This is a genomic window from Streptomyces sp. NPDC048255 (assembly GCF_040652415.1).
In the GTDB taxonomy this organism is placed as follows: domain Bacteria; phylum Actinomycetota; class Actinomycetes; order Streptomycetales; family Streptomycetaceae; genus Streptomyces.
The window spans coordinates 72,021-97,797 of the sequence record NZ_JBEZMA010000016.1; the positions used below are offsets into that span (position 1 = coordinate 72,021).

Annotated in this window: 28 protein-coding genes; 14 read left to right on the top strand and 14 right to left on the bottom strand. The window is 70.8% G+C overall.

The features are described 5' to 3' along the window. Positions 1-65: 65 nt before the first annotated feature. On the bottom strand, positions 66-830 hold the full coding sequence (locus AB0D94_RS15790) for a GntR family transcriptional regulator (protein WP_031144861.1): 765 nt from the start codon (positions 828-830) through the stop codon (positions 66-68). A gap of 289 nt (positions 831-1,119) precedes the next feature. Here AB0D94_RS15790 and AB0D94_RS15795 point away from each other — a divergent pair, with 289 nt between their 5' ends. The 4 genes from AB0D94_RS15795 (at position 1,120) to AB0D94_RS15810 (ending at position 5,934) form a co-directional block, all read left to right on the top strand. Continuing rightward, entirely contained in the window at positions 1,120-2,400 is a 1,281-nt protein-coding gene (locus AB0D94_RS15795) for an extracellular solute-binding protein (RefSeq protein ID WP_362051510.1), read from the top strand. A 128-nt stretch (positions 2,401-2,528) separates the two neighbouring features. After that, positions 2,529-3,548: a sugar ABC transporter permease gene (locus AB0D94_RS15800; RefSeq protein WP_362051512.1), complete on the top strand. Its 1,020-nt coding sequence runs from the start codon at positions 2,529-2,531 to the stop codon at positions 3,546-3,548. Continuing rightward, positions 3,545-4,426: a carbohydrate ABC transporter permease gene (locus AB0D94_RS15805; RefSeq protein ID WP_362051514.1), complete on the top strand. Its 882-nt coding sequence runs from the start codon at positions 3,545-3,547 to the stop codon at positions 4,424-4,426. Before AB0D94_RS15800 ends, AB0D94_RS15805 begins: the two co-directional genes overlap by 4 nt. A gap of 8 nt (positions 4,427-4,434) precedes the next feature. Next, positions 4,435-5,934, top strand: a complete 1,500-nt coding sequence (locus AB0D94_RS15810; protein WP_362051516.1) for a glycoside hydrolase family 3 protein — start codon at positions 4,435-4,437, stop codon at positions 5,932-5,934. A gap of 180 nt (positions 5,935-6,114) precedes the next feature. On the opposite strand, the gene nagB is transcribed toward AB0D94_RS15810, so the two are convergent. After that, a complete protein-coding gene (gene nagB / locus AB0D94_RS15815; protein ID WP_362051518.1) occupies positions 6,115-6,900 on the bottom strand; it encodes a glucosamine-6-phosphate deaminase in 786 nt (261 codons plus the stop codon). A gap of 733 nt (positions 6,901-7,633) precedes the next feature. Here nagB and AB0D94_RS15820 point away from each other — a divergent pair. After that, the gene (locus AB0D94_RS15820; protein ID WP_362051647.1) at positions 7,634-9,103 is read left to right on the top strand and encodes a PAS domain-containing sensor histidine kinase; all 1,470 of its coding nucleotides are present in this window, start codon (positions 7,634-7,636) and stop codon (positions 9,101-9,103) included. A gap of 170 nt (positions 9,104-9,273) precedes the next feature. Here the strand turns inward: AB0D94_RS15820 and AB0D94_RS15825 are convergent, their stop codons facing one another. Together AB0D94_RS15825 and AB0D94_RS15830 are read right to left on the bottom strand one after the other, a co-directional pair. Further along, positions 9,274-9,531, bottom strand: a complete 258-nt coding sequence (locus AB0D94_RS15825) for a WhiB family transcriptional regulator (RefSeq protein ID WP_003953983.1) — start codon at positions 9,529-9,531, stop codon at positions 9,274-9,276. A 318-nt stretch (positions 9,532-9,849) separates the two neighbouring features. Continuing rightward, on the bottom strand, positions 9,850-10,815 hold the full coding sequence (locus AB0D94_RS15830) for a diacylglycerol kinase family protein (RefSeq protein ID WP_362051649.1): 966 nt from the start codon (positions 10,813-10,815) through the stop codon (positions 9,850-9,852). A gap of 83 nt (positions 10,816-10,898) precedes the next feature. Here AB0D94_RS15830 and AB0D94_RS15835 point away from each other — a divergent pair, with 83 nt between their 5' ends. Further along, entirely contained in the window at positions 10,899-11,342 is a 444-nt protein-coding gene (locus tag AB0D94_RS15835; RefSeq protein WP_362051520.1) for a hypothetical protein, read from the top strand. A gap of 52 nt (positions 11,343-11,394) precedes the next feature. Here AB0D94_RS15835 and AB0D94_RS15840 read toward each other — a convergent pair whose 3' ends face one another. The 3 genes from AB0D94_RS15840 to AB0D94_RS15850 form a co-directional block, all read right to left on the bottom strand. After that, a complete protein-coding gene (locus AB0D94_RS15840; RefSeq protein ID WP_362051652.1) occupies positions 11,395-12,405 on the bottom strand; it encodes an RNA polymerase sigma factor SigF in 1,011 nt (336 codons plus the stop codon). An 11-nt stretch (positions 12,406-12,416) separates the two neighbouring features. Beyond that, positions 12,417-12,830, bottom strand: a complete 414-nt coding sequence (locus AB0D94_RS15845; protein ID WP_030153599.1) for an anti-sigma regulatory factor — start codon at positions 12,828-12,830, stop codon at positions 12,417-12,419. Positions 12,831-13,041: 211 nt separating this feature from the next. Then, positions 13,042-13,302 carry a UBP-type zinc finger domain-containing protein gene (locus tag AB0D94_RS15850; RefSeq protein ID WP_362051522.1) on the bottom strand — a complete coding sequence of 87 codons (261 nt, stop codon included), beginning with the start codon at positions 13,300-13,302 and terminating at the stop codon, positions 13,042-13,044. A 54-nt stretch (positions 13,303-13,356) separates the two neighbouring features. Between AB0D94_RS15850 and AB0D94_RS15855 the strand changes: the two genes are divergently transcribed. Continuing rightward, a complete protein-coding gene (locus tag AB0D94_RS15855) occupies positions 13,357-14,934 on the top strand; it encodes a Na+/H+ antiporter (RefSeq protein ID WP_362051524.1) in 1,578 nt (525 codons plus the stop codon). 143 nt (positions 14,935-15,077) lie between these two features. Here the strand turns inward: AB0D94_RS15855 and AB0D94_RS15860 are convergent, their stop codons facing one another. From AB0D94_RS15860 to AB0D94_RS15870, 3 genes are read right to left on the bottom strand one after another with little or no spacing between them, the layout of a single operon-like run. Beyond that, the gene (locus AB0D94_RS15860) at positions 15,078-15,986 is read right to left on the bottom strand and encodes a pyridoxal-phosphate dependent enzyme (RefSeq protein ID WP_362051526.1); all 909 of its coding nucleotides are present in this window, start codon (positions 15,984-15,986) and stop codon (positions 15,078-15,080) included. A 52-nt stretch (positions 15,987-16,038) separates the two neighbouring features. After that, on the bottom strand, positions 16,039-16,266 hold the full coding sequence (locus AB0D94_RS15865; RefSeq protein WP_362051528.1) for a hypothetical protein: 228 nt from the start codon (positions 16,264-16,266) through the stop codon (positions 16,039-16,041). Continuing rightward, positions 16,263-16,463: a hypothetical protein gene (locus AB0D94_RS15870; protein ID WP_362051530.1), complete on the bottom strand. Its 201-nt coding sequence runs from the start codon at positions 16,461-16,463 to the stop codon at positions 16,263-16,265. Before AB0D94_RS15870 ends, AB0D94_RS15865 begins: the two co-directional genes overlap by 4 nt. Positions 16,464-16,760: 297 nt before the next feature. Here AB0D94_RS15870 and AB0D94_RS15875 point away from each other — a divergent pair, with 297 nt between their 5' ends. Together AB0D94_RS15875 and AB0D94_RS15880 are read left to right on the top strand one after the other, a co-directional pair. After that, positions 16,761-17,357, top strand: a complete 597-nt coding sequence (locus AB0D94_RS15875) for an XRE family transcriptional regulator (RefSeq protein ID WP_362051654.1) — start codon at positions 16,761-16,763, stop codon at positions 17,355-17,357. A 5-nt stretch (positions 17,358-17,362) separates the two neighbouring features. Next, a complete protein-coding gene (locus AB0D94_RS15880) occupies positions 17,363-17,833 on the top strand; it encodes an NUDIX domain-containing protein (RefSeq protein WP_362051532.1) in 471 nt (156 codons plus the stop codon). An 89-nt stretch (positions 17,834-17,922) separates the two neighbouring features. Here AB0D94_RS15880 and AB0D94_RS15885 read toward each other — a convergent pair whose 3' ends face one another. From AB0D94_RS15885 to AB0D94_RS15895, 3 genes are all read right to left on the bottom strand, one after another. Further along, a complete protein-coding gene (locus AB0D94_RS15885) occupies positions 17,923-18,513 on the bottom strand; it encodes an N-acetylmuramoyl-L-alanine amidase (protein ID WP_362051534.1) in 591 nt (196 codons plus the stop codon). Between the two features lie 141 nt (positions 18,514-18,654). Then, positions 18,655-19,851, bottom strand: coding sequence for a globin domain-containing protein (locus AB0D94_RS15890; RefSeq protein WP_362051536.1), 1,197 nt, complete (start codon positions 19,849-19,851; stop codon positions 18,655-18,657). A gap of 165 nt (positions 19,852-20,016) precedes the next feature. Continuing rightward, entirely contained in the window at positions 20,017-20,475 is a 459-nt protein-coding gene (locus tag AB0D94_RS15895) for an Rrf2 family transcriptional regulator (RefSeq protein ID WP_362051538.1), read from the bottom strand. Positions 20,476-20,723: 248 nt separating this feature from the next. Here AB0D94_RS15895 and AB0D94_RS15900 point away from each other — a divergent pair, with 248 nt between their 5' ends. The 5 genes from AB0D94_RS15900 to AB0D94_RS15920 all read left to right on the top strand — a co-directional run bounded on the left by AB0D94_RS15900 (position 20,724) and on the right by AB0D94_RS15920 (position 24,937). Further along, entirely contained in the window at positions 20,724-22,130 is a 1,407-nt protein-coding gene (locus tag AB0D94_RS15900; protein WP_362051540.1) for a family 2B encapsulin nanocompartment shell protein, read from the top strand. Positions 22,131-22,177: 47 nt separating this feature from the next. Further along, positions 22,178-23,227, top strand: a complete 1,050-nt coding sequence (locus AB0D94_RS15905) for a family 2 encapsulin nanocompartment cargo protein polyprenyl transferase (protein WP_362051542.1) — start codon at positions 22,178-22,180, stop codon at positions 23,225-23,227. Positions 23,228-23,358: 131 nt separating this feature from the next. Beyond that, a complete protein-coding gene (locus AB0D94_RS15910; protein ID WP_362051544.1) occupies positions 23,359-23,952 on the top strand; it encodes a GNAT family N-acetyltransferase in 594 nt (197 codons plus the stop codon). Positions 23,953-24,078: 126 nt separating this feature from the next. Next, entirely contained in the window at positions 24,079-24,663 is a 585-nt protein-coding gene (locus tag AB0D94_RS15915) for a dihydrofolate reductase family protein (protein ID WP_362051546.1), read from the top strand. A 73-nt stretch (positions 24,664-24,736) separates the two neighbouring features. Continuing rightward, the gene (locus AB0D94_RS15920) at positions 24,737-24,937 is read left to right on the top strand and encodes a hypothetical protein (RefSeq protein WP_362051548.1); all 201 of its coding nucleotides are present in this window, start codon (positions 24,737-24,739) and stop codon (positions 24,935-24,937) included. Here the strand turns inward: AB0D94_RS15920 and snpA are convergent. Continuing rightward, positions 24,934-25,593, bottom strand: a complete 660-nt coding sequence (snpA, locus tag AB0D94_RS15925; protein WP_362051550.1) for a snapalysin — start codon at positions 25,591-25,593, stop codon at positions 24,934-24,936. The two genes, AB0D94_RS15920 and snpA, sit on opposite strands and share 4 nt — an antisense overlap. Positions 25,594-25,777 lie beyond the last annotated feature (184 nt).

Below are 25,777 nucleotides of genomic sequence, written 5' to 3' on the forward strand. Positions count from 1 at the left end.
GAATCTACGGGGGGTTACCCGCTGAACGTAAGACCCCGTCCGTATTCCGGTATCCGGACGGAGGGTCAGACGGCGGGGCGCTTGAGCCGGGCGACGAACTTGTAGCGGTCCCCGCGGTACACCGAACGCACCCATTCGACCGGTTCGCCGTCGGCGTCCAGCGAGTGGCGGGAGAGCATCAGCATCGGCAGCCCCACGTCGGTGCCGAGCAGTCCGGCCTCGCGCGGCGTGGCCAGCGAGGTCTCGATCGTCTCTTCGGCCTCGGCGAGGCGCACGTCGTACACCTCGGCGAGGGCGGTGTAGAGGGAGGTGTACTTGACGAGGGAGCGGCGCAGCGCGGGGAAGCGCTTGGCCGACAGGTGCGTGGTCTCGATGGCCATCGGCTCGCCGCTGGCCAGGCGCAGCCGTTCGATGCGCAGCACCCGCCCGCCGGTGGCGATCTTGAGCAGGCCGGCGAGGGTGTCGTCGGCCGTCACGTAGCCGATGTCCAGCAGCTGGGAGGTCGGTTCCAGCCCCTGGGCCCGCATGTCCTCGGTGTAGGAGGAGAGTTGGAGCGGCTGGGAGACCTTGGGCTTGGCGACGAAGGTGCCCTTGCCCTGGATGCGTTCCAGCCGTCCCTCGACGACGAGCTCCTGGAGCGCCTGGCGGACGGTGGTCCGCGAGGTGTCGAATTCGGCCGCGAGCGTGCGCTCCGGCGGTACGGGTGTGCCGGGCGGCAGCGTCTCGGTCATGTCGAGCAAGTGCCGCTTGAGTCGGTAGTACTTGGGTACGCGCGCCGTGCGAGTGGCTGCCCCGCTTTCCGGCTCCGTGATCGCCCCTTCGGTGGCCATCGCCGCCCGCCTTCCCGACTCCAGTTTCGCTGCCGTCACCGGCTCCTCCGATATGTGCGGTCACATCGTGACACGTGCGGGGGGACAGGCCTTCTCTCCACCCAGGTGTCGGTCCGATAACGGACCGGGCACCCGATCATTAGACCCTTGACACCCCTAAAGGTCTAGGCCAAGCTCCGGTTACTGGTCTAAACCAATATGGATCAGATCCCGGCCCCACGGCAGTACTTCGCGTATGTCACCGCGGCGGGCAAGGGAAGTGCAGGCAGGCATCCCTGAGGAGGGTGGCGTGAAGCGCAAGCTCATCGTGGCGGTCAGTGTCGCGGGCATGATGGCCGGAGTCGCGGCGTGCGGCAACAGCAGCGACGACAAGGCCAAGGCCGACGCGGGCCCCAAGGAGATCACCGTCTGGGTGATGGACGGCTCCGCGCCGAAGGCCTGGATCGACGAGGTCAACAAGGAGTTCTCGGCCAAGCACCCCGGTGTCACGGTCAAGGTCGAGGAGCAGAAGTGGACCGGCATCCAGGAGAAGGTCACCACGGCCCTCTCCGAGAACACCCCTCCGGACGTCCTTGAGCTCGGCAACACCCAGACCGCCGGCTACGCGGTCACCGGCGGTCTCGCCGACCTGAGCGGCGACAAGGCCAAGCTCGGTGCCGACGCCTGGCAGAAGAGCATGCTCGCCTCCGCCGAGGTCGACGGCAAGCTCTACTCCGCCCCTTGGTACGCCGCCAACCGCGTCGTCATCTACGACAGGAAGGCCTTCGAGAAGGCCGGCGTCACCCCGCCGAAGACCCGCGACGAGTGGGTCGCCGGTCTGGAGAAGCTGAAGGCGGCCGACCCGGCCTCGCAGCCGATCTACCTCCCGGGCCAGAGCTGGTACATCCTCGCCGGTCTCATCTGGGACGAGGGCGGCGACCTCGCCGTCAAGGACGGCGGCAAGTGGAAGGGCGGACTGGGCACCCCGCAGGCCGCTTCCGCGATGGACTTCTACAAGAAGCTCCAGTCCTTCTCCACCGCCCCCAAGGACAAGGACGAGGCCACCCCGCAGCAGTCCACCGACATCGTTCCCAAGGGTGGCGTCGCCTCCTGGATCGGTCTCGGCTGGGAGGCCGGCGGTGCCGAGAAGGCCCTGAAGGACGCGGGCAAGGAAGCCGACTTCGGCTACTTCCCGATCCCGGGCAAGACCGCCGACAAGTCCGGCACCGTCTTCCTCGGCGGCTCGAACCTCGCGATCGCCGAGCGCTCCAAGAACAAGGAGCTCGCGAAGGAGTGGCTGGCCCTCGCCGCAGGCAAGGACCAGATGACCAAGTACGCCGCCGAGACCAAGGGCGCGCTGCTCCCGAACCAGTCCGGTGCGAACTTCGCCGCCCCGGCGGGCTCCTTCGCCGAGGCCATGGCCAAGGCCGGCCTCAACGGCAAGATCACCCCGGTCACGGCCGGCTGGGCGAACGTCGAGACCGAGCCGAACCCCATCAAGGAGTTCATGACCAAGGTCCTGAACGGTGAGGACGCCGCCAAGGCGGGTGCGGACGCGGACAAGGAAATCGCGAACCGCATCAACAAGTAGTCCCACCCCGCAGTTCCCGCACCACCCAGCAGTGTGATCGCACCGGGGGGCACGGCAGGCGGCCCAGCCGCCCGCCGTGTCCCCGGTCGCGCATTTGACTCCACAGTCAACCGCGAGGAAGCCACGCCATGACCGTGCACTCCCAGGGAGCGATGACCGCCGCTCCACAGGACGCACCACAGAAGTCCGCCGGACGGCCCGAGAAGTCCGAGTCCCCGACCGGCCCCGGTCCCAAGTCTCCTCGCGGGGGCAGAAAGTCACTCCCCTCGGGGTGGCTGCCCTACCTGCTGGTCGGGCCCGCGGTGCTCGCCCTCGCGACACTGCTGCTGTATCCGCTGATCAAGAACGTGATCCTGTCGTTCCAGGACATCAACAAGATCGAGTTCATCCAGCGGAAGTACCCCTTCGCGGGATTCTCCAACTACACCGAGCTGATCGGTGACGCGGACTTCTGGACCGTGGTCGTCCGCAGCTTCGCCTTCACCGCGGCCAACGTCGTACTGATCATGGTGCTCGGCAGCCTCATCGGCATCCTGCTGAACCGGCTCGGCAAGAAGGTGCGGCTGGTCCTGTCGATGGCGCTGGTGATGGCCTGGGCCATGCCGATCGTCGCCTCCGTACAGGTCTTCAAGTGGCTGTTCGACGAGCAGTTCGGCGTCATGAACTGGGTGATGCGCACCGCCGGCTTCGCCGGCTACGAGCAGCACAACTGGATGCAGACGGGCCTCTCCACCCTGACGATCGTCACCGTCCTCGTGGTCTGGGGCTCCATCCCCTTCGTGGCCCTCAACATGTACGCCGGACTGACCACGGTCGGCGCCGAGCTGTACGAGGCCGCCCGGATGGACGGCGCCAACGGCTGGCAGACCTTCTGGAAGATCGTCTTCCCGAACCTCAAGCCCTTCTTCCTCATCACCACGTTCCTCGAGGTGATCTGGGTCTTCAAGGCCTTCACCCAGGTCTACGCGATGAACAAGGGCGGCCCCGACCGCGCCTCCGAGATCCTCCCGGTCTTCGCCTACGTCGAGGGCCAGAGCCAGTCCCACTACGGCCTCGCCGCCGCGATCTCCGTCCTGACGATCCTGATCCTCGTGGTCGTCATGTCCTTCTACTTCCGCCTGATCCTGAAGCAGGAGGAGGAGCAGTGAGCAGCACCACCACCACCACCGCGCCGAAGCCCGCGCAGCAGCTCCGCAAGCGCCGGCCGGTCCGCCCCGCAACCGTGGCCAAGAACCTCGGCGCGCTCCTCCTCGCCCTGGTCTTCGTCTTCCCCGTGTACTGGATGTTCTCCTCGGCGCTCAAGCCGTCGAGCGAGATGCTCACGAAGGACCCGGTCTTCGTCTTCACCCCGACGCTGGACAACTTCACCAAGGCCACCGGGGTCTCCAACTTCTGGACGTACGTCACCAACAGCGTCCTGGTCACCGTCGGCGCCGTCGCGCTGGCCCTGCTCGTCGCCCTCGCCGCGAGCTTCGCCATCGCCCGGATGAGGTTCAAGGGCCGCAAGGGCCTGGTCCTCACCGTGATGATGGCCCAGATGGCCCCCTGGGAGGTCATGGTCATCGCGATGTACATGATCGCCCGTGACGGCGAGATGCTGAACAGCCTCCCGCTGCTCACCGCGATCTACTTCGTGATGATCCTCCCCTTCACCATCTGGACCCTGCGCGGCTTCATCGCCGCGGTCCCGGTGACCCTGGAGGAAGCGGCCCAGATCGACGGATGCACCCGCGGCCAGGCGTTCCGCAAGGTGATCTTCCCGCTGCTGGCCCCCGGTCTGATGTCCACCTCGCTCTTCGGCTTCATCACCGCCTGGAACGAGTTCGCGATGGTCCTGATCCTGAACAAGGACAAGTCCGCGCAGACCCTGCCGCTGTGGCTGACCGAGTTCATGTCGGCCTTCGGCAACGACTGGGGCGCCACCATGGCCGCGTCCTCGCTCTTCGCGGTCCCGGTCCTGCTGATCTTCATCTTCCTCCAGCGCAAGGCCGTCGGCGGCATGACCGCCGGCGCCGTGAAGGGATAACGGCCGCCATGACTGTCCTCGCGCACCGGACCACTGCGTCCGATTCGAACGACGCGGTCACCCGCGACGCGCTCGCCGTCCTCCAGCCCGGCTTCGAGGGCACCACCGCCCCGGCCTGGCTGCTGCGCCGCGTCGGCGAGGGCCTCACCGCCGTCGGCCTCTTCGGCCGCAACATCGCCTCGCCCGAGCAGCTCGCCGCGCTGACCATGCAGCTGCGAGCCGAGCGGGACGACGTCCTCGTCGCCATCGACGAGGAGGGCGGCGACGTCACCCGCCTGGAGGTCCGCGGCGGCTCGTCCTTCCCCGGCAACCTGGCCCTCGGCGCCGTCGACGACACCGCCCTGACCCGCGAGGTCGCCCGCGAGCTGGGCCGCCGCCTCGCCGAGTGCGGGGTCAACCTCAACTGGGCCCCGTCCGCGGACGTCAACTCCAACCCGGACAACCCGGTCATCGGCGTACGGTCCTTCGGCGCCGACACCCACCTAGCCGCCCGGCACACCGCCGCGTACGTCGAGGGCCTCCAGGCCGCCGGCGTCGCCGCGTGCACCAAGCACTTCCCCGGCCACGGCGACACCAACGTCGACTCGCACCACGCGCTGCCCCGCATCGACGTGGACCTGGACACCCTCCAGGCCCGCGAGCTCGTCCCCTTCAAGGCGGCCATCGAGGCCGGCACCAAGGCCGTGATGAGCGCGCACATCCTGGTGCCCGCCCTCGACCCGACCCGACCCGCCACGCTCAGCCCGCAGATCCTCACCGGCCTGCTGCGCAAGGAGCTCGGCTACGAGGGCCTGATCGTCACCGACGGCATGGAGATGAACGCCATCGCCGGGACCTACGGCATCGAGCGCGGCTCGGTCCTCGCCGTCGCGGCCGGCGCCGACGCGATCTGCGTGGGCGGCGGACTCGCCGACGAGGCCACCGTCCTTCGGCTGCGCGACGCGCTGGTCGCGGCCGTACACGAGGGCGCGCTCCCGGAGGAGCGCCTCGCCGACGCCGCCGCCCGCGTCCGCGCGCTGGCCGAATGGACCCGCCGGGTACGGCCGGACGCGCCGCCGGAGGGGAGCGGCGCGTCCGGCATCGGCCTGACGGCGGCCCGCCGGGCCCTGGTCATCACCGGCCGGGCGAGCCGGATCGAAGCCCCGTACGTGGCCACGTTCGCGCCCGTCGCGAACTTCGCGGTGGGCGACGAGACCCCCTGGGGCGTGGCCGGCGAGCTGGCAGCGCTGGTGCCGGGGACCGCCTCGGGCGTCTACCCGGAAGGCGCCTCGGCCGGGGAGGTCCTGGCGGCCGCGGGTGACCGTACCGTCGTCGCGGTGGTCCGCGACGCGCACCGGCACCCGTGGATGGCCGAAGCGGTGGACGCGCTGGTCGCGGCCCGGCCGGACACGGTCGTGGTCGAGATGGGCCTTCCTCGGACGGAGCCGCGCGGAGCGCTCTACATCGCGACGCACGGTGCGTCCCGGGTCTGCGGCCGGGCCGCGGCGGAGGTCATCGCGGGGGTGTAGCGCGTGCAGCGCCCCCGCGGCGGCGCTGCCGGGGCTCCGCCCCTGTTTCAGCCCCGCCGGCGTTTGAGGCGCGGGTCCGGGCAGCGCCCGGGAAGCCCCGTGCAGCGGCTTCCGCCGCCCCGCACGCCTAAGGGCCTGGACCCCCAGGGGAGTCCAGGCCCTTAGGCGTGCGGGCTACGGCTACAGGCCCTGCCAGGCCGGCTTGTTGGCGTACGCGTGGCGGAAGTAGTCCGCCAGCTTCAGCTTCGAGGCGGCCGCCTCGTCGACCACGACGGTCGCGTGGCGGTGCAGCTGGAGCGCGGAGGCGGGGACCAGCGCGGAGAGCGGGCCCTCCACGGTCTGCGCGACGGCCTCGGCCTTGCCCTCGCCCGTGGCCAGCAGGACCAGGTGGCGGGCGTCGAGGATGGTGCCGATGCCCTGGGTGATGACGTGGTGCGGCACCTGCTCCATGTCGTCGTCGAAGAAGCGCGCGTTGTCCACGCGGGTCTGCTCCGTCAGCGTCTTGATGCGGGTCCGGGAGGCGAGGGAGGAGCACGGCTCGTTGAAGCCGATGTGCCCGTCGGTGCCGATCCCCAGCAGCTGGAGGTCGACGCCGCCTGCCGCGGCCAGCGCCTGGTCGTAGGCCTCGCAGGCGCCGACGAGGTCCTCTGCGGAGCCGTCGGGGCCCATGAAGGACGCCTCCGGCAGGCCGAGGGGCTCGACGACCTCGCGGAGCACCACGGCCCGGTAGGACTCCGGGTGCCCGGCCGGCAGGCCGACGTACTCGTCGAGCTGGCAGATCCGGGCCTTGGAGACGTCCACCCGGCCGGCCTGGACCTGGGCGGCGAGGGCCTCGTAGACGGGCAGCGGGGTAGAGCCGGTCGCCACGCCGAGCAGGGCCTCGGGCTTGCGGCGGACCAGGGCGGCCATGGCCTCCGCGATGAGCTCGCCGCCTGCTTTGGCGTCCGGGACGATGACAACTTCCACGCGGTGCCTGCCGATCTGGAGTGGTGGTGTGGTATAGACCAATCTAGCAGAGCTTGCCGCCCCCGGGAGGGGTTCCCGCCGCTATCCATGGTGATCCTGATCCGCGCCCGCGGCCTCCCGGCAGCCGGGAGGGATCAGGCAGGTGCGAGCTGCAAGCCGCCCGTGCGATCGACGTGCCGGACCGCCGTACCGCGGCCGTGCGCAAGGGGGTGTCCCAACGGTCGCGCGAGGCGCGAGCGGGGATGGTCTGGAGGTGGTCGCGCGGGCTGGAGGTGGTCTCGCGGGCGGGCCGTGCCGGCCTGGCCCGCGCAGCAGGGACCGGCTCCGACTGCGGGAGTACCGGCGCTGAGGATGGCGTCCCGAAGGTCCGCCCGAGAACTCCGCCCAAAAATTCCTCTGGGCCACGGTGCAGGACGGGACCCTCAGCCCATCCGGCACCGTAGCCCGGAGTACTTTCGGCCGTCGGGTGTGCGGTTCCCGGCGGCCGGTGGGAGGTGCCTGCGCGGTCAGGGCAGAGCGCGCTGCTTACCTCGATCCGTCCTCCTGTGCGGGGAGGGCGGAAGCTTACTCAATTGTGGACTAGACCAATCTGTTCTGTCTATCCAATGACGGAGCCTGGGATCCCGTCACTTCCTCCAACAGTACGCGGCCCGCGGCCGTCCTGGATACTCCTGGGTATTCCCGTGGGGAAAGTCATGTGCCGTACCCGGGGTACGCTCGCAACGTGCCCTCCATGAACGACCTCGTCCGCCAGCACACCGCTCTCAGTGAAACCGAACTGGAGTGGCTCCACCTGCTGGTCTCGGAGTGGCAGCTGCTCTCCGACCTCTCCTTCGCCGACCTCGTGCTGTGGGTGCCCACCCTCGACGGCACCCGGTACGTCTCGGTCGCCCAGATGCGCCCCAACACCGGCCCCACCTCGTACCAGGACGACATGGTCGGCCACCTGGTGCCGCGCGGCCGCCGCCCCCTGCTCGACGCCGCGCTCGACGAGGGCCGGATCGTGCGCGAGGGCGACCCGGAGTGGCGCGAGGAGGTGCCGGTCCGCGTCGAGTCGATCCCGGTCCGCCGCGAGGGCCGGGTGCTGGGCGTCATCGCCCGGAACACCAACCTGCTCACTGTGCGTACACCGAGCCGGCTTGAGCTGACCTATCTCCAGTCCGCCTCCGACCTGGCCCAGATGATCGCGGCGGGCTCCTTCCCCTTCCCCGGCCAGCAGGTCGACATGGACGCCTCCCCGCGCGTGGGTGACGGCCTGATCCGCCTCGACGCCGACGGCGTGGTCACCTACGCCTCGCCGAACGCCCTCTCCGCCTACCACCGCCTCGGCCTCGCCTCCGACCTCGTGGGCCAGCACCTCGGCGACACCACCACGGAACTCGCGCCCTCCCGGGGCCCGGTGGACGAGGCCCTGGTCAAACTGGCCAGCGGGTGGGCCCCCAGGGAGACCGAGGTCGAGGGCAACGGCGGGGTCATCCAGCTGCGCGCCATCCCCCTCAAGCCGAAGGGGGTCCGGATCGGCTCGCTGGTGCTGTGCCGGGACGTCACGGAACTGCGACGTCGCGAACGTGAATTGATCACCAAGGACGCCACCATCCGGGAGATCCACCACCGGGTGAAGAACAACCTCCAGACGGTGGCCGCACTCCTGCGGCTACAGGCCCGCCGGATGGATTCGGAGAACGGCCGCGAGGCGCTCAACGAGGCCGTGCGCCGTGTGGGTTCGATCGCGATCGTGCACGAGACGCTCTCTCAGAACCTTGACGAGCGGGTCGAGTTCGACGAGATCGCCGACCGCGTGATCGCGATGGTCTCGGAGATCTCCCCCGGCAAGGTCGACTGCCGCCGCACCGGCCGCTTCGGGATCCTGGACGCGGAGGTCGCCACTCCGCTGTCGATGGTGCTGACCGAGATCCTGCAGAACGCCCTGGAGCACGCCTTCACCGCGGGGGAGGGGGGCACCGTGGAGGTGTCCGCGACCCGCACCGGCACCGGCCGCACGGACGGCCGGCTGATGATCACGGTGCTCGACGACGGCTGCGGTCTGCCCGAGGGCTTCGACCCGCAGCGGGCCGGCAACCTCGGGCTGCAGATCGTACGGACCCTCGTGGAGGGCGAGCTCGGCGGTACGTTCGACATGCTGCGGGCGCAGCCGCGGGGGACCAAGGTCGTCCTCGACATCCCGTCCAGCCCGCAGAAGTAGCCCGCGCCGACCGTCCGGTCGGTCACGTACGGTGACCGACTCGCGGTCCGGGCGGGCCCGGACAGCACTGAACCCCGGACCGAATGGGTTCCCGGTCCGGGGTTCAAGAGCACGTTGCTAAGCGCTTATACGGTTACTACGCGCTGCGCGTCGAGGCTCAAAAGTCGTTATCAGGCGCTGGCGTTGCGCGCCCGGTTGCGAGCGGCGCGGCGCTTCATCGCGCGGCGCTCGTCCTCGCTGAGACCGCCCCAGACGCCGGAGTCCTGACCGGACTCGAGCGCCCACTGGAGGCACTGCTCCATGACGGGGCAGCGGCGGCAGACGGCCTTGGCTTCCTCGATCTGCAGCAGCGCAGGACCGGTGTTGCCGATGGGGAAGAACAGCTCGGGGTCTTCCTCACGACAAACGGCGTTGTGACGCCAGTCCATGGCTGCTACCTCTCTTGTGTGACATGCACGTTGCTTGTGAATGTGAACGCTTTCACGAATCCCCTCGTGAGGGAAGGGCCGACGCCCAGTTGCCCGGTGCGGTCCGTGATTCGTGGAGGGGTTCTGGCGATCTGTGTGGGTGCCGGGTTCTGCGGGCTGTCCCGATCGCCATGTAGAGATTCGCAAACCTCGGACGGGGATACAACCCCTTCCGGAAAGTTTTTTTTGATTCGTCGGTGTCGACTAGGTCACAGCCCTACTTCCTAGGGGTGGACCGGCGTGTAAACGTTCGAGTGAAAGGCCGTTTGGCCCTTCCACTCACACAATCACACGCAGTGCCCGGCGTACGCCTGTGAACCGAACGCTGGTCCGCAGTCCGAGGTGATCGCCGTCCATCTGGAAGGGGAGTGGCACCTTCGAATGCAAGGTGAAGTCGGTCAAATCGTGCAGAGACACCGCATGCTTGCCGTGCGGACCGCGCTCAGGAGTGGAGGTCAGGAGCTGTGTCGCGTACCGGGCGACCGCCGGAGTTGACAAACGGTTGAGTGCCAATACGTCAAGCGCGGTATCGAACGACGCCTCCGGAGAGGCGTAAAGCGGACGATTGCCCAGATACGTCCACGGCGAGGTGTTGCAGACTATCGACAGCACCAGATCCGTCACCGGATCCGCACCGGGCCGCTCCAGCGTGACCGTGCCGTGCCGGCGGTTCGGCTCTTCCCAGAACTGCCGCATGAGCTGTCGTACGTACAGGGCATGCGTCGAACGCTTGCCGCGCTCCCGCTGCTGTTCGACCCGCCCCACCACGCCCGCGTCGAAGCCGAAGCCCGCGCAGAACGTGAACCAGCGCGCCGGAACCGACTCGTCCTCCGTGCCCGGGGTCCCCGCCGCCAGACCCAGGCCGACCGTCCGCTCGCGCTGCTCGCGCAGCGCGTCCAGCAGGGCGCCGGTCGCCTCGACCGCGTCGTTGGGCAGACCGAGGGCCCGTGCGAACACATTGGTGGAGCCGCCGGGAACCACCGCCAGCCGGGGCAGCCGCTCCGGATCGGGCCCGTCGTGCAGCAGGCCGTTGACCACCTCGTTGACCGTGCCGTCGCCGCCGAGCGCCACCACGAGGTCGAGCCCCTCGTGCGCGGCCTTGCGCCCCAGGTCCCGGGCGTGCCCCCGGTACTCGGTGGTCACCGCCTCCAGCTTCATCTCGCTGGCCAGGGCGTGGACCAGGACGTCGCGCGTGCGCGCACTGGTGGTCGTCGCTGCTGGATTGGCCACGAGAAGTGCACGCATGAGCGCCAGACTACCCACCTCGTCGCACACCGACTCTACTGCCCGTCCCCTCCGGGCCCCGGGCGGACGGCTACGCTGCTGGGGTGAGTGAGAAGCAGCCCCCGAATGCCCCCGCCCCCGACACCGCCGGGCCCGTCGCGCTGCCCGGCCGGCTGACCGCCGCCGCCGTGCTCACCGCCCTGGAAGGGCTGGCGCTGGCCGGCCTCGGCGTCTACATGCTGGTCGTGGGCATCACCGGCGACCCCGACTCCGTACGGCAGGCCGTGACCGGCGGGGTCACCCTGATCGTGCTCGCCGCGCTGCCGCTCGCCGCGGCCCGCGGGCTGCGCCTGGGCCGCCGCTGGAGCCGCGGCCCGGCACTGATCACCCAGCTGATGGCGCTGCCGGTGGCCTGGACCCTGTTCAACGGCGGCGGCGCGATGATCGCCGCCGCCGTGGCGCTGGCCCTGGCCGCGGTGGCCGTCGCGGCCCTGCTCGTGAACCCGACGGCGACCGAGGCCCTGGGTATCGGGGCCCCTTCCTCCTGAGCCGCCTAGACCCTCCTGGGCGGCTCCTCGCCCAGGTCACTCCTCGCCCAGGTCACTCCTCGACGAGGAGCTTTTCGCGGAGCTGGGCCAGGGTGCGGGCCAGCAGGCGCGAGACGTGCATCTGGGAGATGCCGACCTCCTGCGCGATCTGCGACTGGGTCATGTTGCCGAAGAAGCGAAGCAGCAGGATCCGCTTCTCCCGGGGAGGCAGCCCCTCCAGGAGCGGCTTGAGGGACTCGCGGTACTCGACGCCCTCCAGGGCCTCGTCCTCCGCACCCAGCGTGTCCGCGACCGCCGGCGACTCGTCGTCCGTGTCCGGGACGTCCAGCGAGAGCGTGCTGTAGGCATTGGCCGATTCCAGCCCCTCCAGCACCTCCTCCTCGGAGATCCCGAGCCGCTCCGCGAGCTCGTGCACCGTGGGGGAGCGGCCGTGCTGCTGGGACAGCTCCGCGGTGGCCGTCGTCAGCGAGAGCCGCAGCTCCTGCAGACGGCGCGGCACCCGCACCGCCCAGCCCTTGTCCCGGAAGTGGCGCTTGATCTCACCGACCACCGTCGGGGTGGCGTAGGTGGAGAACTCGACCCCGCGGTCCGGGTCGAACCGGTCCACCGACTTGATCAGGCCGATCGTCGCCACCTGTGTCAGGTCGTCCAGCGGCTCCCCGCGGTTGCGGAACCGCCGGGCCAGGTGCTCGACCAGCGGCAGGTGCATCCGTACGAGCCGGTTGCGCAGCTCCGCCTTCTCCACCGAGCCGTCGGGCAGCGCCCGCAGCTCGATGAACAGGGCCCGCGCGCCACTGCGGTCGCGCGGATCCGGCAGCGCCGGGGTCACCGGGAACACCGGCGCCGGCGGGGCCGCGGCAGCGGCCTCCCCGGCCTGGGGTGCCGGTGGCTGTGGTTGGTCGTGCTGGTTCTCGCTCATAGGGCCCGCCCGTCGCTCCGCCGAGTCCAAAAAGCCGTCTTCCGCATCCGCGTCAGCCGGGTGCGGCCGGGCGTGCTGCTGCTCCGGGATGCCGCCGTCGACCTCGTGCCGTACCGGGGGCCGATCCCCGCCCCGCACCGGGATCTCCCCGCCGCTCACGCCGGGCCTGGTCCCGCGCCGCGCTGTTTGTAGAGACTGATGCTCACCGTCCGGTCCTCCTCGACCGTCGACTCGACCTTGCCGGCCAGCGCCGACAGAACGGTCCAGGCGAACGTGTCGCGCTCAGGGGCGCGGCCGTCCGTCGTCGGCGCCGAGACGGTGACCTCCAGCGAATCGTCCACCAACCGGAAGACGCAGCTGAGGACGGAGCCGGGCACGGCCTGCTGGAGCAGGATCGCGCAGGCCTCGTCCACCGCGATGCGGAGGTCCTCGATCTCGTCGAGGGTGAAGTCCAAACGTGCCGCGAGGCCGGCCGTGGCCGTCCGCAGCACCGACAGGTAGGCACCCGCAGCGGGCAGCCGGACTTCCACGAAGTCCTGGGTCCCGGGCTCGCCTGCGATCTGGGACACCCTCACCTCCAAGGTGGTACGAGCTCTGTTCGCCGGTGACGCTATCGCGATCCGGGTGATCGTGTCGCGGCACCCCTCATGGCACCCGCTCGGGCGCCCGGACCAGCCGAGTTCCACCCGGTGACTGATGGTAAGCCCACGGGTACGCACAGTGGCTAGAGGTCTGCGGGCCCAAATCGGGGGAACCGGCGGAGGGTTGACCTACCCCAACTCACACGATCGAACCGTCGACAAAACACCACCGCCAGGTCTCGCCCGGTTCGAAGCTGCGCATCACCGGGTGACCGGTCTCGTGGTAGTGCGCCGTGGCGTGCTTCAGGGGAGAAGAGTCGCAGCACGCCACGTATCCGCACCAGAGGCAGAGCCGCAGCTGCACGGGGTGGCTGCCCACCACCAGACATTCAGGGCATGTCTGGGCGCTCGGGACGGGCTCGGGGCGCGGCAGTTCGGCAACGTGGGTGCACTCGCTCATGATGACGAGCGTACGACGCGGCCGCCGCCGGACGACGGATGAGGATGGGCTTCGATGGAGGTATTGACGCTGGTCGCGCTGGTGGCCGGCAGTGCGGTCGTAGCGGGCCTGGCCCGCCGGACGCCCGTGCCCGCGCCCCTGCTGCTGGTCGCCGCCGGACTGCTCGCGGCGTACGTCCCGGGCGTGCCCACGTACGCCCTCGACCCGCACATCGTGCTGCCGCTGCTGCTGCCGCCCCTGCTGCACACGGCCGCCGTGGACAGCTCGTACCTGGACCTGCGCGCGAACATCAGGCCGATCGCGCTGCTGTCGGTGGGCTACGTGCTCTTCGCGACCCTCGTCGTCGGGTACGCGGCGTACCTGCTGGTGCCGGGCCTGTCGCTGCCCGTGGCGCTGGTGCTCGGCGCGGTGATCGCGCCGCCCGACGCGGTGGCCGCCACCGCGATCGCCCGCAAGCTCGGGCTGCCGAACCGGATCACGACCATCCTCCAGGGCGAGTCCCTGGTCAACGACGCGACCGCCATCACCGCGTACAAGGTGGCGCTGGCCGCCGTGGTGGGGGTCGGCGCCGGCTGGGCGGGCGGGATCGCGGAGTTCCTGCTGGCCTCGGTGGGTGGGGTCGGGGTGGGCCTGCTGCTGATGGTTCCGATCCACCACCTGCGCAAGCGGCTGAAGGAACCCCTGCTCCAGAACACCCTCTCGCTGCTGATCCCCTTCGTGGCGTACGCGGCGGCCGAGCGGGTGCACGCTTCCGGCGTGCTGGCCGTGGTCGTGGTGGCCCTGTACCTCGGGCACCGGAACTGGCAGGTCGACTTCGCCACCCGGCTCCAGGAGGAGGCCGTGTGGAGGATGGTCGCCTTCATCCTGGAGTCCGTGGTCTTCGCGCTGATCGGGCTCCAGCTGCCGGTCGTCCTCAAGGGGCTGGGGGAGTACGAGGGCCCGGTCGCCGCCTGGTACGCCGTCGCGGTGTTCGTCACGGTGGTGGTGGCCCGGTTCGTGTGGGTGTTCCCCGCGACCTTCCTGCCGCGCTGGCTCTCGGCGCGGGTCCGCAGACGGGAGCCGGAGACCGACTGGCGGGCCCCGGTGGTCGTGGGCTGGGCGGGGATGCGCGGAGTGGTCTCGCTGGCCATCGCCTTCTCCGTGCCGATGTCCGTGCCGCACCGGAACCTGATCCTCTTCCTGACCTTCACCACGGTCATCGGCACCCTGGTGGTGCAGGGGCTGACGCTGCCCCCGCTGATCCGGCTGCTGCGGCTGCCGCCCCGGGACCTGCACGCCGAGACCCTCGCGGAGGCGCAGGCGCAGAGCGAGGCCTCGCGGGCGGCGGAGGAACGGCTGGCGGAACTGCTGGAGGACCCGGCGAACAGCCTGCCGGGCCCCCTGGCGGACCGGCTCCGGACGGTCATGGAGCGGCGCCGCAACGCGGTGTGGGAGCGGCTGGGCGAGGTCAACCCGATCACCGGGGAGTCCGCGGACGACGTCTACCGGCGGCTGGCTCGCGAGATGATCGAGGCCGAGCGGGAGGTCTTCGTCACCCTGCGCGACCGCCGCCGGATCGACGACGAGATGCTGCGGGTCCTGCTGCGCAGGCTGGACCTGGAGGAGGCGGCGGCCTACCGCGAGGAGGCGTAGCCGTGGCCCCTGCGGCGTTGCTCGGCGGGGTGCGTCCGGCCGTGACGTGCGGCCGTGACGTGCGGCGCCGTTGCCGGGGGCGCCGCCCCCGGACCCCCGCGCCTCGAACGCCGGCGGGGCTGGGTGTTCCGCGAGGCCGGGGACTACGGCCGGCCGGTGACGACGGCGGCCAGGGTGGTGCCCGGCGGGAAGGCGCCGGACGCGGTGAGTTCGGTCAGGGCCCAGAGCAGCTTGGCCACGTAGATCCGCTCGACCGGGAGGCCGTGGCCGGCCTCGAACTCGGCGGCGAAGGCCTCCAGCGGGGCCGGGACCCGCCCGTAGCCGCCGTGGTAGAAGTCCTCCGCGAGGCTCCAGTCGCCCGCCGGGGCGCCGAAGGCCAGGGTCTGGAGGGAACGTATCTCCCGGCCCAGGAAGCCGCCCGCCAGGACCGGCACGCCCAGCGCCCGCTGGCCGGGGCCCAGCCCGGCCGCCAGGCCCGCCAGGGTGCCGCCCGTGCCGCAGGCCACCGCCACCACGTCCGCCGCCCCGCGCAGCTCGCGGCCCAGCTCCGCGCACCCCCGCAGGGCGAGCGCGTTGCTGCCCCCCTCGGGGACGACGTACGCCCCCTCGCCCCCGGCCCCGGCCAGCAGCCGGGCCCGCGTCCCGGGCTCCGTCTTGCGGCGGTAGTCGGAGCGGGAGACGAAGTGCAGCCGCATCCCGTCCGCCGCGCACCGGGCGAGGGACTCGTTGAGCGGGCGGCCGGCGAGCTCGTCGCCGCGCACGATCCCGACGGTGCGCAGGCCCAGCAGCCGCCCGGCCGCCGCGGTGGCCCGCAGGTGGTTGGAGTAGGCGCCGCCGAAGGTGACGAGGCAGCCGTACCCGCCCGCCACGGCGGCCCGCAGGTTCGGCGCGAGCTTGCGCCACTTGTTCCCGGGCAGCTCGGGATGCACGAGGTCGTCGCGCTTCAGGAGGAGGCGTACGCCGTACCGCTCGAACCTGTCGTCGCGGATCTCCTGCAAGGGGGACGGCGGGCGCGGCTCCAGGAGCACGTCAAGGTTCGCGGGGCGGTTCACCCGTCCATTGTGGTCCGCTCCCGCCCTTGCCGTCGCACGTCAGAGCCCTGGCCTACGCGTCGCGGGTCACTCGGCCGTGATCCGTCACCATCCGCCGGAACAGATCGTGCCCGGTGCGCCCGGCATGGGTGAGTGCCCAGTCCTGGGCTCCCGCCTGATCGTCATTCGCGCCGGATTCGGCTCCGCAGCCGTAAGCCACGCAGAACACCTCGTAGGTCACCCCGCCCTCCGGGGCGTGCCGGATCTTCTGAGACGCGTACCGGAACCCGGTGCGGGTCATAGGTCCTCCACGGAGTGCGGGTGCCGGCGGAGCTCGACGTTGCGGTCCACGACCCCCGAGAGGTCCCCCAGCCGGTAGCAATCCGCACGCTGCGCGACCAGCGCTCCGCACACGTCGCAGTCCGGGTCCGCCGGATCGGGGTCGCGCACCGGGAACGGATCACGCTGTTCAACCTGCTGCCACAGTCCTCGCACCATGCCGCTCTCCCGACCTGTCGCTGCCTGTCGGTGCGATGGTGGGCCACCCTTCGGGACGTATCCGCTCCATTGTCGGGACGGCTGAGAAGCCCGTCAGTAGGCTGCGAGAAAGCCCAAACGTCCCTGGGGGAGGCCTTGAACAAGGCGCTGCGTGCCGCTATGGACCAAGCCCACTTGAATCCCCGGTAGTTGGCGGCCAGGGTGGGCGTGACGGTGAAGAGCGTGGAACGCTGGATCGCGGACGAGGCGCTCACGCCGCACGCGCGAAACCGGCACGACACGTGCCGGGTGTTGGGAGTGGACGAACACGTGATCTGGCCGGAGGCAGTCACCACCCGGGTCAAGGTCGGCAGTGACCGCGAGCTGGTGCACGCGTACCCGTACCGGTCCGCCTGCCCGTCCACCGTGTGGTCCAGGCTGGCGGAGGACAGCACAGCGGACATGTTCCTCGCGGGGTACACGAACTACTTCTTCTGGACCCAGGTCCCCGATTTTGCGGGCATCGTCCGCCGGAAGGCCGCGAGCGGCTGCCGCGTCCGGTTCCTCATCGGGGATCCGGAAGGGGAGGTCACCCGGCAGCGCGAGGTGATCGAGGCAGCCGCCCTCACCGTCTCCACGCGGGTCAGGATCACCCTGGAACACCTGGCACGGCTCGGCCCGCTCGACAACCTGGAGGCGCGGTTCAGCGCACCCGCCGACGCGGTGAACCACATCGGGCTCAGCGTCTTCCGGTTCGACCACGAGGCGCTGGTGACGCCGCATCTGGCCCGTGTCATCGGGCACGACTCCCCGATGCTGCACCTGCGCAGGCAGGGCGACCGCGGCATGTCCGACCGCTTCGCGGAGCACGCCGAGGAGCTGTGGGAGCGGGCGACCCCTGTCGCCGGAGCGTGAACCCGATGGCTCGGACCGAGTACTACGACGATCCCCACGCGCCCGAGCCGAACAGCATGATCGTGGCCGCCTCGGCGGTGGTCACCGACGACAAGGGCCGCATCCTGCTGCAACGACGCCGGGACAACGACCTGTGGGCGCTGCCCGGCGGAGGGATGGACCTGGGCGACTCGCTGCCCGGCACCGCCGTCCGTGAGGTCAAGGAGGAGACGGGTCTCGACGTGGAGATCACGGGACTGGTCGGCACGTACACGGACCCCCGGCACATCATCGAGTACAGCGACGGTGAGATACGGAGGCAGTTCAACGTCTGCTTCACGGCCCGCATCACGGGCGGAGAGCTGGCCCTCTCCGACGAGAGCACCGAACTGCGGTTCGTGGCACCGGCTGACCTCGACGCCCTGCCCCTGCACCACACCCAACGCCTGCGCCTCCAACACTTCTTGGAGCACCGTCCTGCGCCGTACCTCGGCTGACCTTGCCCTGAGCTGGTGACGGAGCCGAGAGGGTCGGCCGGGTGGGCCGACCCTCTGGCGGGTTCGGTTCGTGTGGAGCGGTGCGGCGGCTATTTCAGGCGCTCGCCCACGCGCCCGCGCATCGAGTCCATCGTGAAGCCCTTCGGGTCGATCTTGCCCGGCTGCCATTCGAGGTGGCCGATGACCGAGCGGGCCGTCCAGCCGTGGACCCGGCAGACGGCGGCCGCCGCGCGGGCCATCGCGTCGAGCTGGACGGCGGGCCACGGGTCCTCGCCGTCGCCGAGGTTCTCGCACTCGAAGCCGTAGAAGTGGCGGTTGCCGTCGGTGTCCGCGCGGTCGTCGTGCGGGAGCCGCTTCTCGGCGATCACGGCCCGCAGGACGTCGGCGTCGCCGGAGCCCGCATGGTTGGCGCGGCCGTAGCCGACCAGGTGGACCCGGCCGTCCTTGGTGATCACGCCGTGGCACAGCGGGCCCGGCAGGGCGGAGTCACCGTCGCGGCAGAGCGGGACGGTGGAGGAGTACCCGCTGGTGACGGTGTGGTGGATCATCACCCCGTGCACCGGGCCCCAGGGGCCCTTGTGGTTGCGGTTGTGGGTGCGCCACGCGCCGACCTCGACGACGGTCAGGCCCTCGTCCCGCAATGCCTTGATGAACCGGTCCGCGGACATGGGTGCGGCCATGGCCGCCTCCTTCGTTGCGGTGGGGCGGACACCCTGTGTGTTCGCCTCATTACCCTCCGGTGTAGTGGAGGTGGCCCTTCCGTCGCTAGTGCATTCGCACGGCGAGCGATCCGATCCGGACATCCGCCGCGCGCACGGTCTTCAGGCCGAGGCGAGCCACAGGTCGGGGCCGAAGACCTCGTAGTGGATGTCCGCGGCGGGCACGCCCTTGGCGAGCAGCTGCTCGCGGACGGCGCGCATGAAGGGGAGCGGGCCGCAGAGGTAGGCCTTGGTGCCCGCCGGGACCGCGACGGCCGCGAGGTCGAGCCGGCCCTCGCCGTCGCCGGGCTCCGCCGCCTCCTCGTACCAGAAGCGGGCCGAGGCGTCGGCCAGCTTGTGGGTCAGGGCGCGGTGGTCGCCGCGCAGGGCGTGGTCCGCGGGGGAGCGGTCGGCGTGCAGGACGGTCACCGGGGCGGCGTGCCCGCTGTCGGCGAGGTGCTCCAGCATCGAGAGCATGGGGGTGCAGCCGATGCCGGCCGAGGCGAGCAGGACGGGGGCGGTGGAGTCCCGGAGGACCAGGTCGCCGTACGGGACGGAGACGCGCAGGGTGTCGCCGGTGCGGACGTGGGCGTGGAGGCGGTTGGAGACCTCGCCGTCGGGGCCGCCCGCCGCCGGGCCGTGCACCCGCTTGACGGTGATCGCGCGGACCGGGGAGCCGGGGGCGCGGGAAAGGCTGTACTGGCGTATCTGCCGGGCGCCGTCGGCCAGTTCGACCTGGACGGAGACGTACTGGCCGGGCAGGTGCGCGGGGGCCGGGGAGCCGTCCGCCGGGGCGAGGTGGAAGGTGGTGCAGTCCGCCGTCTCCTCGACGCGGGCGGCGACCGTCCACTCGCGCCAGACGTCGCCCGCCACGACCTGCCGCTCGGCGTAGAGGCGCTCCTCGATGGCGGCGAGGGCGTTCGCCATCAGCCAGTAGACCTCGTCCCAGGCGGCGGCGACCTCGGGGGTGACGGCCTCGCCGAGGATCTCCACGATGGCCGCGAAGAGGTGCTCGTGGACGACGGCGTACTGCTCGCGGGTGACGCCGAGCGAGGCGTGCTTGTGGGCGATGCGGTTCAGCATCACGTCGGGGCGCTGGTCCGGGTGGGCCACGAGGTGTGTGGCGAAGGCCGCGATGGAGCCGGCGAGGGCCTGCTTCTGGAGGCCCGCGTTCTGGTTGCCGCGGTTGAACAGGTCGCGGATCAGCTCCGGGTGGGCGGCGAACAGCTTCTGGTAGAAGAGCTCGGTGATCTCGCCGATCGCGGCTCCGACGGCGGGCAGGGTGGCGCGTACGGTCGCCGTCGACGTCTCGGAAAGCATCAGGACTCCTCGCATGGGTGTTCAGAACTGGTATATGAGATGCGTATTTTGATGCAGAAAGAAGGTCCGCCGGTAGTGCGGACATTCGTTCGAAGACTCCTCGGCTCCGGCCTCGGGGGTCGGGGGCGCGGGTGGAAACCGGCCATCCGGCCCGGACGGCCGGGGTCAGTCGGCCCCTCTCGGTGTGCTTGCCGAAAGGCTCAGCAGCAGCGGCCCGGTAGGAGTCGCCACCAGGTCGTTCACCGTCAGCGGGTCCAGCGAGGCGAAGAAGGCCTCCTGGGCCCGGCGCAGCGCGCCGCGCAGGACGCACGCGCCGCGCAGCGGGCACGGGGTGCTGCCCTCGCACTCCACGACGTCGCCGGCCCCCTCCAGTTCGCGGACCACCCCGCCCACCGAGGCGGCCCGCCCGGCAGCCGTCAGCGCGAGCCCGCCACCGCGGCCGCGCCGCGCCTCGACCAGGCCGAGGTGCTGCAGGCGGGCGACCGCCTTGGCCGTGTGGGTGTACGGGACCGCCATGCCCGCCGCGACCTCGCGGGTCGTCGGGAGCGCCGTCTCGCCGGCGTCCGTGACGGCCAGGCGCATCAGGACGCGCAGTGCCAGGTCGGTGAATCGGGTCAGCCGCATGAGGCCAGCGTAGGAAACATGCATCTGAGGTGCAAATTAAAACCGGGACAGAACGGGCCGTACGTTCAGGTCGGAGGCGGCGTGGCCGAAAAAGGGTGGGGTTCCAGGGGTGCGTGATGCGGGAGGGGTCCCAAAGAGTGCCCCACCCCCGGAGGGAGTAGTCCCACTCTTTTGTGTAATGGTCCCACTGCGTTGCGTACTGGAAGGGTGCATCCCGCAGATCCATGGAGTGATCGAAAGGGAAACACATGTCGGTCCAGGCGGGTTCCGAATCCGAGGTCCAGACGCCGCAGCGCAGTCTCGGTACTTCGGCGGCACGGAACTTGGCAACCACGACCAAGTCCGCGCCGCAGATGCAGGAAATCACCTCGCGGTGGCTCCTGAAGATGCTCCCGTGGGTCTCGGTCCAGGGCGGCACCTACCGTGTCAACCGCCGGCTGAGCTACTCCGTCGGCGACGGCCGTGTGGAGTTCATCAAGACCGGCACCCGGGTCCAGGTGATCCCGGCCGAGCTCGGTGAGCTCCCGCTGCTGCGCGAGTACGAGGACCTCGACGTGCTCGGCGAACTCGCCCAGCGGTGCCGCCAGATCGACTTCGAGGCGGGCCAGGAGCTGACCTCCTTCGGCAACTCCTCCGACCAGGTGTTCCTGCTCGCCCACGGCCGCATCGACCAGGTCGGCCCCGGCGCCTACGGCGAGGACGCCGTCCTGAGGACCGTCGCCGACGGCGCCTACTTCGGTGAGGACTCCCTCGTCGACGAAGAGGCCATCTGGGAGTACACCGCCCGCGCCGCCACCTCCGGCACCGCGCTCGTCCTGACCCGCCAGGACTTCCAGCTGCTCGCCGACCGCGTCGACTCGCTGCGCGAGCACGTGGAGCGCGTACGGACCATGCCCGCCCAGCGCACCAACAAGTACGGCGAGGCCGCCATCGACCTCTCCGCCGGCCACCAGGGCGAGGCCGTCCTCCCCGGCACTTTCGTTGACTACGAAGCCCATCCGCGCGAGTACGAACTCTCCATTGCACAAACGGTCCTGCGCGTGCACACGCGCGTCGCCGACCTGTACAACCAGCCGATGAACCAGACCGAGCAGCAGTTGCGGCTCACGGTCGAGGCGCTGCGCGAGCGCCAGGAGCACGAGATGCTCAACAACCGCGACTTCGGACTGCTCCACAACGCCGATTACGACCAGCGCATCCAGCCCCACGACGGCGCGCCCAGCCCCGACGACATGGACCAGCTGCTCAGCATGCGGCGCGGCTCCAAGTTCTTCCTCGCGCACCCCAAGGCCATCGCCGCCTTCGGCCGCGAGTGCAACCGGCGCGGGCTGTACCCGGAGTCGGTGGACATGGGCGGCAACCGGGTGCCCGCCTGGCGCGGCGTGCCGATCTTCCCGAGCAACAAGATCCCGATCAGTGACGCCCGCACCACCTCCATCCTCTGCATGCGCACCGGCGAGGAGGAGCAGGGCGTGATCGGCCTGCACCAGCCGGGCATCCCGGACGAGATCGAACCGAGCACGTCGGTCCGCTTCATGGGGATCAGCGAGCAGGCGATCATCTCCTACCTGGTCACCGCCTACTTCTCCACCGCGGTACTGGTGCCGGACGCCCTCGGCGTCCTGGAGAACGTCCAGATCGGCCGCTGGCGCTGAGGCGGCAGGTCAGGGGATACCAGGACCACCAGGGACACGGACACGCCATGGCGACCACCGAGGCGATCACGACCGGCGAGGGCCAGGAGGCTGCGGCCCTGCTGGAACGAACAAGAGAAACGGTTACCCCGGAACTGCGCCGGACCGTCGAGAGCCTGCCCGGGACGATGCGGCGGGTGGCGATGTACCACTTCGGCTGGGAACGGGCGGACGGCTCCCCCGCCGCGGGCCATGCCGGGAAGGCCGTCCGGCCCGCCCTGGTGCTCGCGGCGGCCCAGGCCCTGCGCGGGCCGGCGGGCGGGGCCGAGGAGGCCGTACGGGCAGCCGTGGCGGTGGAGCTGGCCCACAACTTCACGCTGCTGCACGACGACGTCATCGACAAGGACGCCCGGCGGCGCGGCCGCGCCACGGCCTGGACCGTGTTCGGCATACCGGACGCGATCATCACCGGCGACGCCATGATGGCGCTCGCGCTGCGGGTCCTCGCGCAGGACGCGCATCCGGCCGCGGGGGCGGCCGCCGCCCGGCTCGCGGCCTGCGTCATCGAGCTGTGCGCGGGACAGCAGGCGGACTGCGCCTTCGAGCAGCGCGCGCACGTCTCGCTCGACGAGTGCCTGACCATGGCCACGGCCAAGACGGGCGCCCTCCTGGGCTGCGCGTGCGCACTGGGCGCGCTGTACGCGGGGGCGGGGCCGGACGAGGTCGACGCGATGGACGCCTTCGGCCGGGAGGCCGGACTGGCCTTCCAGCTGATCGACGACCTGATCGGCATCTGGGGGGACCCGGGGCACACCGGCAAGCCCGCCGGGGCCGATCTGCTCGCCCGCAAGAAGTCACTCCCGGTCGTGGCCGCCCTCACCTCGGGCACCGCGGCGGGGGAGGAGCTGGCCGCCCTGTACGCGGGCCCCATGACCGGGGCCGAGGTGGCCATGGCGGCCGACGCGGTGGACCGGGCGGGCGGGCGCGACTGGGCCCAGGCCCACGCCGCGGACCGGATGGGCCGGGCGGTACAGCAGCTGTCCCGGGCCGTACCGGACCTCGGGGCGGCGGGCGGACTGCTGGCCCTGGCCGAGTTCGTGACGCGCCGCACGAGGTGAGCAGAGCCCGCAGATGAAGGCGTAAGGCCCGTTCCGGAACACCGCATGGTGCCGGAACGGGCCTTACGCCGTTTCCGGCCCAACTCTAGGATCACTCAAGGTTGTTGACACGTGAGTGAAGGGTGTGACCAGTGGCGCTGGAGATACGTCAGGCGGATCAGTCGGACCGGGACGCGGTGGCGCGGCTGCTCGACGAGGCCTTCCGCACCGACCCGGTGAGCAGCTGGGTCTTCCCCGACCCGGAGCACCGCGCCGCCGTGCACGGCAAGTTCCTCGGCGTCTTCGTGGACGTGGCCCTCGCGGAGGGCCGGATCGACTACGCGGCGGACGGCTCGGCGGCCGCGCTGTGGCTGCGGATCCCGGCCGGCGAACCGGAGGGCGAGGACGAGATCCCGGCGAAGATGCGGGCGGTGGCCGACCCGGACAACGAGCGCTGCGAGCTGGTCGGCCGGCTCACGGGCGCGGTGCACCCGACGGCGGAGGAGCACGAGTACCTGCTGATGATCGCGGTGGCTCCGGGCCGGCAGGGCGAGGGCCTGGGCACCGAGCTGATGCGGCCGGTGCTGGAGCGCTGCGACCGGGAGGGCGTGCCGGCGTACCTGGAGGCGAGCAGCGAGCGCAGCAGGCGGCTGTACGAGCGCCTCGGCTGGGAGTTCACGGGCGCGGCGGTGCGGCTTCCGGACGGACCGCTCATGTGGCCGATGTGGCGCAAGCCGCGGGGGTGAACCGTCCGGGGGGCAAGGGCCGCTTCGCGGGGCCGGAGAAAATTGGGGCTTGGCAAAGTACTTCACGCGCAGTACTTTGACTGGCGTGCCCCGGCGAGGTGGCACTACCGATCGGAAGAGGACCGCTTGCGCAAGCTCACGTACTTCATCGCCACCACGGTCGACGGGTTCATCGGAGCCCCGGACGGCGATGCCGAGTTCATCTACGCCTACCTCGACCCGGAGTTCATCGGCCACCTGACGGCCGAGTACCCGGAGACGGTCTCCGCCCAGGGCCGGGTGCACCTCGGGATCGAGGACGCCGCCCCGAAGCGTTTCGACACCGTGATCATGGGGCGTGGCACCTACGAGCCGGGCCTCAAGGCCGGCGAGACCAGCCCGTACGGCCACATGCGCGAGCAGTACGTCGTCTCGCGCTCCCTCACGGCCTCGCTCGACCCCCAGGTCCAGCTGATCGCCGGGGACGTCGTCGCCAAGGTCCGCGAGCTCAAGGCGCAGGACGGGCTCGACATCTGGCTGTGCGGCGGCGCCGACCTCGCGGGCCAGCTGGCCGACGAGATCGACGAGTACATCGTCAAGACGTACCCGGTCGTCGTGGGGACCGGCATGCCGATGTCCCGCGCGGGCTTCGGGGTGCGCCCGCTGGAGCTGACCGGCTGCACCGTCCTCGGCGGCGGCCAGGTCATCACCTCGTACGCGGTCAAGCGCTGACCGCGTACGGGCCCCGGCACCCGGTCGGCCCCGTACCCCGCCGAAACCTGCGAAACCGGCCTACCGTGTAGGTATGGCCGGTGAACAGGAGCAGCGAGCGCACGAGACGGTCGCCCCGCAGGCCGGGCACGCACAGCAGACGTGCCCGGCCTGCGGGAGCCCCGTCGACACCTTGGTCAAACGGCGCAAGTCCCTCGGGATCTTCGTACCGGTGTGGGTGGCGGGCCCTTGCCGGAACCCGGAATGCCCGCGGTACGTGACCGAGGAGGGTTAGCCCTTCGTCCCCAGGCCGGAGGCGACGAGGCCGTTGGCCCACAGCTGGTTGACGCGCGCCCGCTCGGTGCTGTTCGGGGTGGCGTTCGTGCACGAGGTGCCCGGTCCGCCGCCCGACATCAGCTCGCTGCACGGGCCCGAGTAGTGGTCCGGCAGACCCAGCACGTGGCCGGTCTCGTGCGAGGTCACCCGGGTGGAGTTGTACTGCTGGTTCTGCCGGTAGTCCAGGAAGATGTAGCCCCGGCCGTGCCCGTCCGTGCTGGCGTACGAACCGCGCGGGTCATTGCCCTCGCGGTACGAGAAGTTCCCGCCGGAGGAGACCTCCTGCAGCTTGACGTTGCTCACCGAGCTGTTCCAGATCTGCGTGGAGCGGGCTATCTGGGTGCGGAAGCTCGGCGCGTTGCGCGTGTTGTACGTGACCGTCACGGCCAGGGCGCCCGGGCTCGCGGCGCGCTGCTCGGCCACCGAGCGCTGCACGGCGTCGAAGAAGGCGCGGTTGGCGGCCTCGTTCTCCTGTGAGCGCTCGTACGCCGCGTAGCTCGCGACGTTGCCGGAGACGGGGGCGGTCGCGGCGCTGGCGCTGGGGACGGCGCCGAGCGCGGTGGCCATGCCGAGGCCGAGGGTGGCGGCCAGCAAAGCCTTACGGGAGTGGCGCATGTGGGGGGCTCCTACTCATCCGGTGCGGTGGGGGGTGGTCGTTCGGTACCGGAGTCTGCGGGAGCGAGTGGGCCGGGCGGATGATGTCAGCCACCGATAGCGCGGAGCTATCGGGGAGTTTTCGGATGGTCAACTAGGAAGAGAATGGCGGGATTCGGGGGGCTATAAGTGGCTGGTGCGGTCC